The 16,096-nt window shown below is 37.9% G+C and carries 13 protein-coding genes; all 13 read left to right on the top strand.

Annotated elements, in window-relative coordinates; genetic code table 11:
• Positions 1-7 precede the first annotated feature (7 nt).
• The 13 genes from AC0OM3_RS04910 to pnp all read left to right on the top strand — a co-directional run bounded on the left by AC0OM3_RS04910 (position 8) and on the right by pnp (position 16,070).
• Positions 8-1,708 carry a proline--tRNA ligase gene (locus AC0OM3_RS04910; RefSeq protein ID WP_046946444.1) on the top strand — a complete coding sequence of 567 codons (1,701 nt, stop codon included), beginning with the start codon at positions 8-10 and terminating at the stop codon, positions 1,706-1,708.
• Between the two features lie 124 nt (positions 1,709-1,832).
• Positions 1,833-6,134 carry a PolC-type DNA polymerase III gene (locus AC0OM3_RS04915; protein ID WP_000060003.1) on the top strand — a complete coding sequence of 1,434 codons (4,302 nt, stop codon included), beginning with the start codon at positions 1,833-1,835 and terminating at the stop codon, positions 6,132-6,134.
• A gap of 336 nt (positions 6,135-6,470) precedes the next feature.
• Positions 6,471-6,941, top strand: a complete 471-nt coding sequence (rimP, locus tag AC0OM3_RS04920; RefSeq protein ID WP_000359096.1) for a ribosome maturation factor RimP — start codon at positions 6,471-6,473, stop codon at positions 6,939-6,941.
• 17 nt (positions 6,942-6,958) lie between these two features.
• Entirely contained in the window at positions 6,959-8,065 is a 1,107-nt protein-coding gene (nusA, locus tag AC0OM3_RS04925; RefSeq protein WP_000102604.1) for a transcription termination factor NusA, read from the top strand.
• Between the two features lie 11 nt (positions 8,066-8,076).
• A complete protein-coding gene (rnpM, locus tag AC0OM3_RS04930; protein ID WP_000071127.1) occupies positions 8,077-8,349 on the top strand; it encodes an RNase P modulator RnpM in 273 nt (90 codons plus the stop codon).
• A complete protein-coding gene (locus AC0OM3_RS04935; RefSeq protein ID WP_001286524.1) occupies positions 8,350-8,661 on the top strand; it encodes a YlxQ family RNA-binding protein in 312 nt (103 codons plus the stop codon).
• Positions 8,662-8,665: 4 nt separating this feature from the next.
• A complete protein-coding gene (infB, locus tag AC0OM3_RS04940) occupies positions 8,666-10,726 on the top strand; it encodes a translation initiation factor IF-2 (protein ID WP_000036343.1) in 2,061 nt (686 codons plus the stop codon).
• Positions 10,723-11,004 carry a DUF503 domain-containing protein gene (locus AC0OM3_RS04945; RefSeq protein ID WP_000582363.1) on the top strand — a complete coding sequence of 94 codons (282 nt, stop codon included), beginning with the start codon at positions 10,723-10,725 and terminating at the stop codon, positions 11,002-11,004. Before infB ends, AC0OM3_RS04945 begins: the two co-directional genes overlap by 4 nt.
• Before the next feature lie 15 nt (positions 11,005-11,019).
• Entirely contained in the window at positions 11,020-11,376 is a 357-nt protein-coding gene (rbfA, locus tag AC0OM3_RS04950) for a 30S ribosome-binding factor RbfA (protein WP_000776437.1), read from the top strand.
• An 86-nt stretch (positions 11,377-11,462) separates the two neighbouring features.
• Positions 11,463-12,386, top strand: a complete 924-nt coding sequence (truB, locus tag AC0OM3_RS04955) for a tRNA pseudouridine(55) synthase TruB (protein WP_474211130.1) — start codon at positions 11,463-11,465, stop codon at positions 12,384-12,386.
• Between the two features lie 43 nt (positions 12,387-12,429).
• Entirely contained in the window at positions 12,430-13,401 is a 972-nt protein-coding gene (gene ribF, locus AC0OM3_RS04960) for a bifunctional riboflavin kinase/FAD synthetase (RefSeq protein WP_000766706.1), read from the top strand.
• A gap of 100 nt (positions 13,402-13,501) precedes the next feature.
• Positions 13,502-13,771, top strand: a complete 270-nt coding sequence (gene rpsO / locus AC0OM3_RS04965) for a 30S ribosomal protein S15 (protein WP_001229392.1) — start codon at positions 13,502-13,504, stop codon at positions 13,769-13,771.
• A 160-nt stretch (positions 13,772-13,931) separates the two neighbouring features.
• The gene (gene pnp, locus AC0OM3_RS04970) at positions 13,932-16,070 is read left to right on the top strand and encodes a polyribonucleotide nucleotidyltransferase (RefSeq protein WP_000076737.1); all 2,139 of its coding nucleotides are present in this window, start codon (positions 13,932-13,934) and stop codon (positions 16,068-16,070) included.
• Positions 16,071-16,096: the final 26 nt, after the last annotated feature.

The following is a 16,096-nucleotide window of genomic DNA, read 5'->3' on the forward strand; positions in this document are numbered from 1 at the left end:
CAAATAAATGAAACAAAGTATGGTATTCAGTCCTACATTACGTGAAGTTCCAGCTGATGCTGAAATTAAGAGTCATCAGCTATTACTTCGTGCAGGTTTTATGCGTCAAAATGCTTCTGGTATTTATAGCTTTCTACCATTTGGATTAAAAGTATTACACAAAGTAGAACGTATCGTTCGAGAAGAAATGGAGCGCGCAGGAGCTGTAGAATTATTAATGCCAGCTATGCAAGCTGCAGAATTATGGCAAGAATCAGGTCGCTGGTATTCTTACGGATCTGAATTAATGCGTATGAAAGATCGTAACGCTCGTGAATTCGCATTAGGAGCGACACATGAGGAAGTAATTACGGACCTTGTGCGTGATGAAGTGAAATCATATAAAAAATTACCGTTAACATTATACCAAATTCAAACAAAATTCCGTGATGAGCAAAGACCTCGTTTCGGCTTATTACGTGGAAGAGAGTTTCTAATGAAAGATGCATACTCTTTCCATGCTACACAAGAGAGCTTAGATGAAGTATACGATCGCTTATATAAAGCATACTCTAACATTTTTGCTCGCTGTGGCTTGAATTTCCGTGCAGTTATTGCTGATTCTGGAGCAATGGGCGGAAAAGATACACATGAATTTATGGTATTATCTGAAGTTGGTGAAGATACAATTGCATACTCTGACACATCTGATTATGCAGCAAACATCGAAATGGCTCCTGTTGTAGCTACGTATACGAAGAGTGACGAAGCCGAAAAAGCACTTAAAAAAGTAGCAACACCAGACCAAAAAGCAATTGAAGAAGTAGCTGCATTCTTAAACATTGCAGCTGACAAGTGCATTAAGTCTATGGTATTTAAAGTAGATGAGAAATTAGTAGTTGTACTTGTTCGTGGTGATCACGAAGTAAACGATGTGAAAGTGAAAAATGTATACGGCGCTTCAGTTGTTGAGCTTGCTTCTCATGAAGAAGTAAAAGCATTATTAAATTGTGAAGTTGGTTCATTAGGACCGATTAATGTAACAGGTGATATCGAAATTATTGCTGATCATGCTGTAGCATCAATTGTTAACGGATGTTCAGGAGCGAATGAAGAAGGATTCCATTATGTAAATGTAAATCCAGAACGTGACTTTAAAGTAAATCAATATACAGATTTACGCTTCATTCAAGAAGGAGACCAATCTCCAGATGGAAACGGAACAATTCTTTTCGCACGCGGAATTGAAGTTGGTCATGTATTCAAATTAGGAACTCGTTATAGTGAAGCAATGAACGCAACATTCCTAGATGAAAACGGAAAAACACAACCACTTATTATGGGTTGTTACGGTATCGGTGTATCTCGTACAGTTGCAGCAATTGCAGAGCAGTTTAACGATGAGAACGGCTTAGTTTGGCCAAAAGCTGTAGCACCGTTCCATGTGCATGTAATTCCAGTAAATATGAAATCTGATGCACAACGTGAAATGGGTGAAAATATCTACAACTCATTACAAGAACAAGGCTATGAAGTGTTATTAGACGATCGTGCAGAACGTGCAGGTGTTAAATTTGCAGATGCAGATTTATTCGGTCTTCCAGTTCGTGTTACAGTCGGTAAAAAAGCAGACGAAGGTATTGTAGAAGTGAAAGTACGTGCTACAGGTGAGTCTGAAGAAGTAAAAGTAGAAGAACTTCAAACATATATTGCAAATATTTTAAAATAAGAAGAGGTACCTCGTAATGGGGTACCTTCTCTTTCTTTGTAAACGTATTTTGTAAAAGAAGAAGTGAGAAATCTTTCTTTGTGGTACGTTTCAATTTATAATAGCAAATGGAAGGAGAGTGCTTATGTCTTTAACAAATGAACAACAAGAGCGATTTCAAATTTTGCTCCAGCAGTTGCAAATACCAGACGACCTTATAAATCAATATTTACAAGGCGGTGGTATTGAAAGGCTCGTTATTGATAAAGCGAATAAAAGTTGGCATTTTGATTTACAAGTGCCACGTATTTTGCCTACAGAATTATATGAATTGCTAGAAACAAAGCTTAAGCAATCATTTTCTCATATTGCAAGAACAACATTTGCATTAGAAACAGAGAATAAACAATTTACAGAAGAAGAAGTGAGGGCGTATTGGCCGCTTTGTACGGAACGAATTACATTTTCACCTATGTTCGCATACTTAAAGAAGCAGCTTCCACAGGTGAATGGAGTGAAGTTGCTAATAAATGTGAATAACGAGCTGGAGTCTACTGCTTTAAAGAAAAACGTTGCGAAACCAGTAGGGGATCAATACGAAGTTTTTGGATTCCCGCGTTTTCAGTTAGACACACATATACAGCAAAATACAGAAGAAATGCAAAAGTTTCGTGAACAAACGCAGCAAGAAGACCGCGAGCGTGTTATACAAGCTATGGAAGAAATGGCGAAGAAGCAAGCTGAAGAAAGCAGCGTTGTGTATGAAGGACCGATTACACTCGGGTATCTTATTAAGCCAGATGAAGAGATTACACCAATGCGAGAAATTCAAGATGAAGAAAGAAGAAAAACGGTTCAAGGATATGTCTTCCATGTAGAAACAAAAGAGCTTCGTAGTGGACGTACGTTATTAACTTTAAAAATAACGGATTATACGGATTCTATTATGATCAAAATGTTCTCGCGTGACAAAGAAGATATTCCAATGCTGCAATCCTTGAAAAAAGGAATGTGGGTGAAAGCGCGTGGTTCTGTTCAAAACGATACATTTGTTCGAGATTTAGTAATGATTGCAAATGATATTAATGAAATAACAGGACCGTCTCGTAAAGATAAAGCGCCAGAAGGCGAAAAACGAGTAGAGCTGCATCTCCATACTCCGATGAGTCAAATGGACGCTGTCACTCCAGTTTCTAAGCTTGTTGCTCAAGCTGGTAAATGGGGACATGAGGCTATTGCGGTGACAGACCATGCCGTGGCTCAGTCTTTCCCAGAGGCGTATTCTGCGGGGAAAAAGGCTGGAGTTAAAGTTATATATGGTGTAGAAGCAAATCTAGTTAATGATGGTGTACCGATAGCGTATAATGAAGCGCATCGTTTACTTGCAGAGGAAACGTATGTTGTTTTCGACGTTGAGACGACAGGTTTATCAGCTGTATACGATACAGTCATTGAGTTGGCTGCCGTAAAAGTAAAGGGTGGCGAAATTATTGATCGCTTTGAATCTTTCGCAAATCCACATCAACCATTATCAGCGACGATTATTGAATTGACAGGTATTACAGATGATATGTTAACTGATGCACCTGAAGTGGACGAAGTGTTTAAAAAGTTTGAGGAATGGATGGGCGATCATACACTTGTTGCCCATAACGCGAGCTTCGATATGGGCTTTATTAACGTAGGTTTTAAAAAGGCTGGGTTAGAAAAAACGAATAACCCCGTTATTGATACGTTAGAACTTGCACGATTCTTATTCCCAGAAATGAAAAATCATCGATTAAATACGATGTGTAAAAAACTTGATATTGAATTAACACAACATCACCGTGCGATTTATGATACAGAAGCGACGGGATATTTACTTGTGAAAATGTTGAAAGACGTAATTGAAAAGGGATTTGAATATCACGATCAATTAAATGATAGCATGGGACAAGGGGATGCGTATAAGCGTGGCCGTCCAAGTCATATGACGTTACTTGCCACATCAGATGTTGGATTGAAAAATTTATATAAACTTGTTTCATATTCTCACCTTAATTACTTTTACCGTGTACCACGTGTGCCGAGGTCACTATTAAAAAAATACCGTGAAGGAATTTTAGTAGGAACGGCTTGTGATAAAGGTGAAGTGTTCGAGGCAATGATGCAAAAGGCACCTGAAGAGGTAGAAGAAATTGCCCAGTTCTATGACTACATTGAAGTAATGCCTCCAGAGGTGTTACGTCATTTAGTAGAACGTGAGCTTGTTCGAGACGAAGGTCAATTAAAAACAATCATTTCTAACTTAGTAAAACTAGGTGAGACGTTAGATAAACCAGTTGTTGCTACAGGAAACGTGCATTATTTAGACCCTGAGGATGCAATGTATCGTAAAATTTTAGTCAGTTCGCAGGGCGGAGCCAATCCGTTAAATCGACATTCATTACCGCCAGTACATTTCCGTACAACTGATGAAATGTTAGAATGTTTTTCATTCTTAGGTGAAGACAAAGCGAAAGAAGTTGTTGTAACAAATACACAAAAGATTGCGTCATTAATTGGTGATGTGCATCCAGTAAAAGACGATCTATACACACCGAAAATTGAAGGTGCTGATGATGAAACGCGTGATATGAGTTATAAAATGGCGCGTAGCATTTATGGTGAAGAGCTACCGGAAATTGTAGAAGCACGTTTAGAAAAAGAATTAAAAAGTATTATTGGGCATGGATTCGCCGTAATTTATTTAATTTCACATAAGCTTGTGAAAAAATCGTTAGTAGACGGATATCTAGTAGGTTCGCGTGGATCGGTAGGGTCATCATTTGTTGCAACGATGATGGAAATTACAGAAGTAAACCCATTACCACCACACTATGTATGTCCGAAGTGTAAGCAATCAGAATTCTTTAATGATGGTTCTGTAGGTTCTGGTTTTGACTTACCAGATAAAGAATGTCCTGCTTGTAATATTCCGTATGTAAAAGATGGACATGACATTCCGTTCGAAACGTTCCTTGGATTTAAAGGAGATAAGGTACCCGATATCGATTTGAACTTCTCCGGGGAGTACCAACCACGTGCCCATAACTATACGAAAGTACTGTTCGGTGAAGACTATGTATATCGTGCAGGAACGATTGGTACAGTTGCGGAAAAAACTGCTTACGGATATGTAAAAGGTTATGCAAATGATCATAACTTAACGATTCGAAATGCAGAGATTGATCGCTTAGTAGCAGGATGTACCGGTGTAAAACGTACAACTGGACAGCATCCAGGCGGTATTATCGTTGTGCCAGATTACATGGATATCTTTGATTTCTCACCAATACAGTATCCAGCAGATTCAATTGGTGCTGAATGGAGAACAACGCATTTTGATTTCCACTCGATTCATGATAATTTATTGAAACTTGATATACTCGGACACGATGATCCGACCGTTATTCGTATGTTACAAGATTTAAGTGGTATTGATCCGAAAACAATCCCAACGGATGATCCAGAAGTAATGAAAATTTTCTCAGGTCCAGAATCGCTAGGCGTAACGGAAGAACAAATTAACTGTAAAACAGGTACACTTGGTATACCAGAATTCGGTACGAAATTCGTAAGACAGATGTTAGAAGAGACAAAACCAACGACATTCTCAGAGTTAGTCCAAATTTCTGGACTATCACATGGTACGGACGTATGGCTTGGTAATGCAAACGAGTTAATTTATAACGGTACATGTACGCTGAGCGAAGTTATCGGTTGTCGTGATGACATCATGGTATATTTAATCTATCAAGGTCTAGATCCATCATTAGCCTTCAAAATCATGGAGTCGGTACGTAAAGGTAAAGGTGTACCGGAAGAATGGGAAGACGACATGAAAAGTAATAATGTACCAGGTTGGTATATTGATTCATGTAAGAAAATCAAGTATATGTTCCCTAAAGCCCATGCGGCTGCTTACGTGCTTATGGCTGTACGTATCGCATACTTTAAAGTACATTTTGCACTGTTATTCTATGCGGCATATTTTACAGTTCGAGCAGATGACTTTGACGTAGAAGCAATGGCGAAAGGTTCAGCATCTATACGTGCAAGAATTGATGAAATTGCGCAAAAAGGTTTAGATGCAGCGCCGAAAGAGAAGAGTTTATTAACGGTATTAGAAATGACACTTGAAATGTGTGAGCGTGGATACTCATTCCAAAAGGTTGATTTGTATCGTTCGCATGCAACAGACTTTATTATTGATGGAGACTCATTAATCCCTCCATTTAATGCGGTACCTGGTCTTGGTACAAACGCAGCTTTAAGTATTGTAGAAGCACGCAAAAATGGAGACTTCTTATCAAAAGAGGACTTGCAGCAGCGTAGTAAGGTTTCGAAAACAATTATTGAGTATTTAGATAGTCAAGGTTGTTTAGGAGATTTACCGGATCAAAACCAGTTATCACTGTTCTAGTAGGTAGGAAAAGTCTTTGCAAATCAACATTTCCTATGATATACTATTAACCGAGATAACCATGTCATGTATATTGTGTAAAGAAAAGAGTGGGGAAACCCACTCTTTCGTGTTACTATCTATGTTTTCTCTACGTAGATAGGTAAAAGATTTCTGTCGTATATACATATTTTGTTACAAGTTTTACTTCTTAAATTTGGTAATACTAAGACAGATAATCCCTGCTGAACAGCAGGGGCTTTTGTTAGCTAACGAGAAAGAATAAGATAGACCGTTTTTAAAGTGGCGGGGTCTTCTTCTTTTAAATGGTACATGACGGCAGGAAGGAGGCTGTTTATGGATAAGAAAGTCACAGAAGTTGTAGAAGCATTTGCGCAGCCGATCGTTGAAGAGTTAAATCTTGAACTTGTAGATGTAGAGTATGTGAAAGAAGGACAAGACTGGTTCTTACGCGTATTTATCGATTCTGAAAAGGGAGTCGACATTGAAGAATGCGGTGCGGTAAGTGAACGTTTAAGCGAAGCTTTAGATAAAGAGGATCCAATTCCTCATCTTTACTTTTTGGATGTATCATCTCCTGGAGCGGAACGCCCATTAAAGAAAGAAAAAGACTTCCAGCAAGCGGTAGGAAAACAAGTGGCAATTAAAACATATGAGCCGATTGATGGTGAAAAGATGTTTGAAGGAAAACTGCTTTCTTACGATGGTACAACAATAACATTATTATTAACAATTAAAACACGTAAAAAAGAAATCCAAATTTCGATGGATAAAGTCGCAAATGCGCGACTTGCTGTTACGTTTTAGTTAGAAGGGGGATCTTCATGAGCACTGAGTTATTAGATGCTTTGCTCGTATTAGAATCTGAAAAAGGCATTAGCAAAGACATTATTATTGATGCGATTGAAGCAGCTTTAATCTCTGCTTATAAGCGCAATTTTAATCAAGCACAAAACGTTCGTGTGAGCTTTAACCCAGAAGTGGGAACAATTCAAGTTTTAGCACGTAAAGACGTAGTAGACAATGTGTTTGATCCACGTCTTGAAATTTCTGTAGAGGAAGCAAGACAAATTAATCCAAACTACCAAGATGGTGACGTACTAGAAATTGAAGTAACACCAAAAGACTTTGGTCGTATTGCAGCACAAACTGCAAAACAAGTTGTCACACAACGAGTGCGTGAAGCAGAGCGCGGTGTTATTTACTCTGAGTTTAGTGACCGTGAAGAAGATATTATGGTAGGTATTGTACAACGTCAAGATGCTCGTTTCATCTATGTAAGCTTAGGGAAAGTAGAAGCTTTATTACCTGTAAGTGAGCAAATGCCTAATGAGCAATACAAACCACATGATCGTATTCGCGTATTCATTACGAAAGTAGAAAAAACGACAAAAGGACCACAAATTTACGTATCACGTACACATCCTGGTCTTTTAAAACGTTTATTCGAAATGGAAGTTCCTGAAATCTATGATGGAACTGTAGAAATTCGTTCTGTAGCACGTGAAGCTGGCGATCGCTCTAAGATCTCTGTATATGCAGAGAACACTGATGTTGATCCAGTTGGTTCTTGTGTAGGACCAAAAGGGCAACGTGTACAACGCATTGTAGACGAATTAAAAGGTGAAAAAATTGACATCGTCCGCTGGTCAAATGATCCAGTTGAATATGTTGCAAATGCATTAAGCCCATCACAAGTTGTTAAAGTACTTGTAGATGAAGAAGAAAAAGCGACAACAGTAGTTGTTCCAGACCACCAATTATCATTAGCTATCGGTAAGCGTGGACAAAATGCACGTCTTGCAGCTAAATTAACAGGCTGGAAAATTGATATTAAGAGTGAGTCTGATGCGAAACAACTTGGTATTGTAACAGAAGAAGATAGCGTAATCGCATTTGGATTCGATTCAGTGGAAGACGAAATCGAATAGAGGTGATGAGTATGAGCAATCGAAAAGTTCCGTTACGAAAATGTGTTGCAACGCAAGAAATGAAATCAAAACGAGAGCTCGTTCGCATTGTTCGTTCCAAAGAGGGAGAAGTGTCCATTGATTTAACTGGGAAAAAATCAGGACGAGGTGCTTACTTGTCGAAGGACAAGGAGAGCATTCTTCAAGCTCAAAAGAAAAATGTTTTGGAACATCATCTAAAAGCGAAAATCGACGGTTCTTTATATGAAGAGCTTCTTGAGCTTGTTGAGAAGGAGTCGAAATAAGTGTCCGATTGGAAATCGTTTTTAGGACTAGCAAACCGGGCTCGGAAAATTATTTCGGGTGAAGAACTCGTTTTAAAAGAAGTACGAAGTGGCAAAGCAAAACTTGTATTGCTATCTGAAGATGCGTCAGTAAATACTACAAAACGCATCACAGATAAAACTACGTACTACAACGTACCAATGAGAAAGGTCGAAAATCGACAACAATTAGGGCATGCGATTGGGAGAGATGAGCGAGTCGTTGTAGCTGTGTTAGATGTAGGCTTTGCGAAAAAGCTGCGTAGCATGCTCGATACAAATTACCGGGGGTGAAGGTATGAGTAAAATTCGAGTGCATGAATATGCAAAAAAACATAATATCTCAAGTAAAGATCTTATGACAAAACTAAAAGAAATGAATATCGAGGTTTCGAATCATATGACAATGTTAGACGATGAAGTAGTAAATAAATTAGATAATGAATATCAAACTGAAAAACCTTCTGTTGCAGATGAGTTTGAAGTAGAAGAAAAAGTTGTTCGCAGTAAAAAGAACAGCAATAAGAAAAAGAAAAAAGGCAAAGGAAACGAAGACAAACGTCAAGAGAACTTTGCTGGTAGACAACAAACTCAAATTGTAGAAACACCAGATAAAATTACTTTCTCTGGAAGCCTTACAGTAGGAGATCTTGCTAAAAAATTAAGCAAAGAGCCATCTGAAATTATTAAGAAGCTCTTCATGCTTGGAATTATGGCAACAATTAACCAAGACTTGGATAAAGATACAATTGAGTTAATTGCTAACGACTACGGTATTGAAGTAGAAGAAGAAGTAATTGTAAGCGAGACTGAGTTTGAAACATTCATTGATGAGCAAGATGATGAAGAGAACTTAAAAGAACGTCCAGCTGTAGTTACAATCATGGGACACGTTGACCATGGTAAAACAACATTACTGGATTCTATTCGTAACTCAAAAGTAACTGCAGGCGAAGCGGGTGGAATTACTCAGCATATCGGTGCATATCAAGTTGAAGTAAACGATAAGAAGATTACATTCTTAGATACACCTGGTCACGCAGCATTTACAACGATGCGTGCTCGTGGGGCACAAGTAACGGATATTACAATCCTTGTTGTTGCAGCGGATGACGGTGTTATGCCACAAACGGTTGAAGCAATTAACCATGCGAAGGCAGCAGGAGTACCAATTATTGTTGCTGTGAATAAAATGGATAAACCAGCTGCAAACCCTGATCGCGTAATGCAAGAACTAACTGAATATGAATTAGTTCCAGAAGCTTGGGGCGGAGATACTATTTTCGTACCAATTTCTGCAATTCAAGGCGAAGGCATTGACAACTTACTAGAAATGATCCTTCTTGTAAGTGAAGTAGAAGAATATAAAGCAAATCCAAACCGCTATGCAACTGGTACAGTAATCGAAGCACAGCTTGATAAAGGTAAAGGAACTATCGCGACATTACTTGTTCAAAATGGTACGCTTCGAGTTGGAGATCCAATCGTTGTTGGAACTTCATTCGGACGTGTTCGTGCAATGGTAAGTGATATTGGTCGTCGTGTAAAAGTTGCTGGTCCATCAACTCCTGTTGAAATTACTGGTTTAAACGAAGTACCACAGGCTGGAGATCGTTTCATGGCATTTGCTGATGAGAAGAAAGCTCGTCAAATTGGTGAATCACGTGCACAAGAAGCGTTAGTTGCACAACGTGGTGAGAAATCTAAATTAAGCCTTGAAGATTTATTCCAACAAATCCAAGAGGGCGATGTAAAAGAAATTAACTTAATCGTAAAAGCAGACGTACAAGGTTCTGTTGAAGCGATGGCAGCATCACTTCGTAAAATTGATGTTGAAGGCGTAAAAGTTAAAATCATTCACACTGGTGTAGGTGCGATTACAGAATCTGATATCATTTTAGCTTCTGCATCTAATGCAATTGTAATTGGATTTAACGTACGTCCAGATGTGAACGCGAAGCGTACAGCTGAATTAGAGAACGTTGATATTCGTTTACACCGTATTATTTATAAAGTAATCGAAGAGATTGAAGCAGCTATGCAAGGTATGCTTGATCCAGAATTCGAAGAAAAAGTAATCGGTCAAGCAGAAGTTCGTCAAACGTTTAAAGTAACAAAAGTTGGAACAATCGCAGGTTGTTACGTAACAGACGGTAAAATTACGCGTGATAGTGGCGTACGTATTATCCGTGACGGCGTAGTAATTTTCGAAGGACAACTTGATACGTTAAAACGTTTCAAAGACGACGTAAAAGAAGTTGCACAAAACTATGAGTGTGGTATTACAATTGAGAGATATAATGATCTTAAAGAAGGGGACATCATTGAAGCGTACATTATGGAAGAAGTGAAGCGATGATTATCGCTTCACTCTCATTCGAGTGTATGATTTACGATGTGCATTCTTTAAAAGAGAAACGTGCAATTTTACAACGTGTGTTAACTCGTGTAAAACAGCGCTATAATGTAGCTGTTTCTGAAGTTGGGCACCAAGATGTATGGCAACGTACAGAAATTGCAATTGTTTCCGTATCCTCAAATCGTGTTATCTGTGAGAAAGAAATGAATCGTGTACTTGAGTACATCGATTCATTTCCTGAAATTGAACGTACAATAACACATTTGGAATGGTATTGAATGAGGTGAAGAGTTATGAAATTACGTGCGAACCGTGTGGGCGAGCAAATGAAAAAAGAATTAGGCGACATTATCAGTCGTAAAATTAAAGACCCACGTATTGGATTTGTTACAGTAACTGATGTACAAGTGAGTGGTGATTTACAAATTGCTAAAGTATATATTTCTGTTTTAGGAGATGAAGAACAGAAAGAAAATACTTTAAAAGGTTTAGCGAAGGCAAAAGGCTTTATTCGTTCAGAAATTGGCCAACGTATTCGTCTTCGTAAAACACCAGAAATTACCTTTGAGTTTGATGAGTCTATCGGATATGGTCATCGAATTGATACACTTTTACATGAAATTAATAAAGACGGTAAACGTGAAGAATAATGGATAGACATTTGTCTATCCATTTTTTCAATGCAAAATAAGTTTTGGATATTTACTACGAGAGAATTATGATGAGGTGAACATATATGGAAGGTGTAGTATTATTACATAAGCCAAAAGGCATGACATCACATGATTGTGTATTTAAATTAAGAAAGATATTGCGAGAAAAGAGAATTGGTCATACGGGAACATTAGACCCTGATGTAACAGGAGTATTACCAATTTGCGTTGGAAGAGCAACGAAAATTGCACAATTTTTAACAAGTGAAACGAAAACATATGAAGGTGAAGTAACATTAGGGTTTTCAACGACAACCGAAGATGCTTCTGGTGAGGTTGTTGAAACGAAAAATGTAGATCGTACTATTACTCGTAAGGAAGTAGAGAAAGTCCTTGCGGAATTAACAGGCACGATTGAACAAATGCCACCAATGTTCTCGGCTGTAAAAGTAAACGGGAAAAAATTATACGAATATGCAAGAGCAGGACAAGAGGTAGAACGTCCAGTTCGTACAATTACAATTCATGAATTCGTATTACTTGATGATCGTGAAGTTTTTGAAGGAGAAAATATTTCATTCCGTTTCCGTGTAACGTGTAGTAAAGGAACATATGTAAGAACGTTAGCTGTAATGATAGGGGAGAAACTTGGTTTCCCATCACATATGTCTCACCTTGTAAGAACGGCATCTGGTGAATTTTTATTAGAAGATTGCATATCATTTGAAGAAATTGAAGAAAACGTGCAAAATGAAACAGTAGAGTCTATCTTCATTTCAATTGATGAAGCATTAAGCAAGTTTCCAAAAATGGTTGTAGATGAAAAGCAAGCAGAGAAAATAAAGAATGGTATGTTCTTAAAGAATGAATTAGAAATAACAGCACCGTTTATTACAGTGTTTGATAAAAATGATCGTTGCTTAGCAATTTATGAACATCATCCGAAACATCCTGGCATGTTAAAGCCGATGAAAGTACTTGTGAATAATCAAGAACTAAAGCTATAATGAATTATTGGAAGGATTATTACAGAAAAAGGTGAATTCAAGCGTGAAACTTATTCATTTAACTCATCCACATGAACAAAATAAATTAGAATTACCACCTACTGTAATGGCATTAGGATTTTTTGATGGCATTCATTTAGGACATCAATGTGTAATTCGAACTGCGAAAAAAATAGCGGACGAACGAGGATATAAAAGTGCAGTTATGACATTTCATCCTCATCCATCTGTTGTTTTAGGGAAAAAGGATGCGCATGTGGAGTATATTACACCAATGCGCGATAAAGAAAAAATAGTCGAAAGCTTAGGAATCGATATATTATATGTGATTAAATTTGATGAATCATTTGCAGGGTTATTACCGCAACAATTTGTAGATGATTATATTATTGGTTTAAATGTAAAGCATGTAGTAGCAGGGTTTGATTATTCATATGGACGTTTAGGAAAAGGAAAGATGGAGACTTTACCATTTCATGCAAGAGGGGAGTTTACACAGACTGTGATTGAAAAAGTTGAATTTCAAGAAGAGAAAGTAAGTTCTACAGCATTACGAAAGTTAATTCGAAATGGCGAAATGGAGCAAATTCCATCTATTTTAGGTAGAGCCTATACTGTAGCGGGAACAGTTATACACGGCGACAAACGTGGGCGTCAAATTGGTTTCCCAACAGCTAATGTAGGTTTAAGTGATGAGTATTTATTGCCACCTGTAGGTGTTTATGCAGTGAGATTAAAAGTTCACGATGAATGGTACGATGGTGTATGTAATATTGGATATAAACCGACTTTTAAAGAAGATGAGCGTCAATTATCAATTGAAGTGCACTTATTTGAATTTAACAAAGATATATACGATCAAAATGTTACAGTAGAGTGGCATATGCGTATAAGAGCAGAAAAGAAATTCAACGGTATTGATGAGTTAGTTGAACAAATCGCAAAAGATAAGAAGACAGCACAAGAATATTTTATGAGCGAAAAGAATATACTTGCTTTTTCAAATGAAAAGTAGTATTCTATGTTATGTACTTTATGACAACCATTGCTTGGCATTGCGACTCACCGACGCTTGCTAGGTAATTGGGGGTTTAATTAATAGGAGGTGAAATAGGATGGCTTTAACACAAGAACGTAAAAATGAAATCATTGCACAATTTAGAACTCATGAGACTGATACTGGTTCTCCAGAGGTTCAAATTGCTGTCCTAACGGAGCAAATTAACACTCTAAACGAGCACTTACGTACTCACAAGAAAGATCATCATTCACGTCGTGGTCTATTAAAGATGGTTGGTAAACGTCGTAACTTACTAACTTACCTTCGTAATAGCGATATCACACGTTACCGTGAATTAATCACAAAGCTTGGCTTACGTCGATAGTCAAAGAAGCGGGAATATTCCCGCTTTTTTGTTAGGTAAAAATATATCTTCTACGCTTTATAGCTTACTTAATTTTAGGCAATACTAGAGGTAGAATATTGTGATATACTATCCATTTACATAGAAGAATTGAATACTTTAAATTGAGAGGGGTACTTAAATGAGTCAAGAAAAGCAAGTCTTCTCGATAGATTTAGCTGGTCGCCAGCTAACAGTTGAAACTGGTCAGCTTGCAAAACAAGCGAACGGAGCAGTATTAGTAAGATATGGCGATACAGCGGTTCTATCTACAGCAACTGCATCAAAAGAAGCAAAAAATGTAGATTTCTTCCCACTTACAGTAAACTATGAAGAGCGTTTATATGCAGTCGGAAAAATTCCTGGCGGTTTCATTAAACGTGAAGGTCGTCCAAGTGAAAAAGCAATTTTGGCAAGTCGTTTAATCGACCGTCCAATCCGTCCACTTTTCGCAGATGGTTTCCGTAACGAAGTACAAGTTGTCAGCATCGTAATGAGTGTTGATCAAGATTGTTCTTCTGAAATGGCAGCTATGCTTGGTTCTTCATTAGCGTTATCGATTTCAGATATTCCATTTGAAGGTCCAATCGCGGGTGCAACAGTTGGTCGTATTAACGGCGAATTCGTTATCAACCCAACAGTAGAACAGCAAGAACAAAGTGATATTCACCTTGTTGTAGCTGGTACGAAAGATGCAATTAACATGGTTGAAGCAGGAGCAGATCAAGTGCCTGAGGAAACAATGTTAGAAGCAATTATGTTTGGTCATGACGAAATTAAACGTCTAATTGCATTCCAAGAAGAGATTGTACAAGCTGTAGGTAAAGAGAAATCAGAAGTGAAACTTTATGAAGTTGACGCTGATCTTAACCAAGCTGTACGTGAAATGGCTGAAGAAGATATGCATTCAGCAATTCAAGTACATGAGAAACATGCACGTGAAGATGCAATTAACGAAGTGAAAAAGCGTGTTATTGAGCATTACGAAGCGCAGGAAGCTGACGCTGATACATTAGGACAAGTAAATGAGATTTTATATAAAATTGTAAAAGAAGAAGTACGTCGTCTTATTACAGTTGAAAAAATCCGCCCAGATGGCCGTAAAGGTGACGAAATCCGTCCATTAGCATCAGAGGTTGGCATTTTATCTCGTACACACGGTTCTGGTTTGTTCACTCGTGGACAAACACAAGCATTAAGTATTTGTACATTAGGTGCATTAGGCGATGTGCAAATTTTAGATGGTCTTGGTGTAGAAGAATCAAAACGCTTTATGCACCATTACAATTTCCCATCATTTAGTGTTGGTGAAACAAGACCAATGCGTGGACCAGGTCGTCGTGAAATCGGTCACGGTGCACTAGGAGAACGCGCACTTGAGCCTGTAATTCCATCTGAAAAAGATTTCCCATACACAGTACGTCTTGTATCTGAAGTTTTAGAATCAAATGGTTCTACTTCACAAGCAAGTATTTGTGGTAGTACTTTAGCAATGATGGATGCTGGTGTTCCACTTAAAGCTCCAGTTGCAGGTATTGCAATGGGTCTAGTTAAAACTGGTGAGCATTACACAATTTTATCTGATATTCAAGGTATGGAAGATCATTTAGGTGATATGGACTTTAAAGTAGCAGGTACAGCACAAGGTGTAACTGCACTACAAATGGACATTAAAATCGATGGTCTATCTCGTGAAATTTTAGAAGAGGCATTACAACAAGCGAAAGTTGGTCGTGTGCACATTCTAAATCATATGTTATCTGTTATTCCAGAGCCACGCACTGAATTATCAGCGTACGCTCCAAAGATTATTACAATGACAATTAATCCAGATAAAATCCGTGACGTTATCGGACCGAGCGGTAAACAAATCAATAAAATTATTGAAGAAACTGGCGTTAAAATTGACATCGAGCAAGATGGCACAGTATTCATTTCTTCAATAAACCAAGAAATGAACGACAAAGCTAAGAAAATTATCGAAGATATCGTTCGCGAAGTACAAGTAGGTGAAATCTACGAAGGAAAAGTGAAACGTGTTGAGAAATTCGGTGCTTTCGTTGAATTATTCAGCGGTAAAGATGGATTAGTTCACATTTCTGAACTTGCACTTGAGCGTGTAGGTAAAGTAGAAGACGTTGTGAAAATCGGTGATGTAATTACAGTTAAAGTTATCGAGATTGACAAGCAAGGTCGCGTAAATCTATCTAGAAAAGTATTGCTAAAAGAAGAGCAAGAAAAAGAAGCTGCTAAAGAAGAAAACAAACAAGAGCAGCAATAAGTAAAAGCCAGTTTAACTGGCTTTTT

It is taken from the genome of Bacillus sp. FAU20, assembly GCF_056033865.1.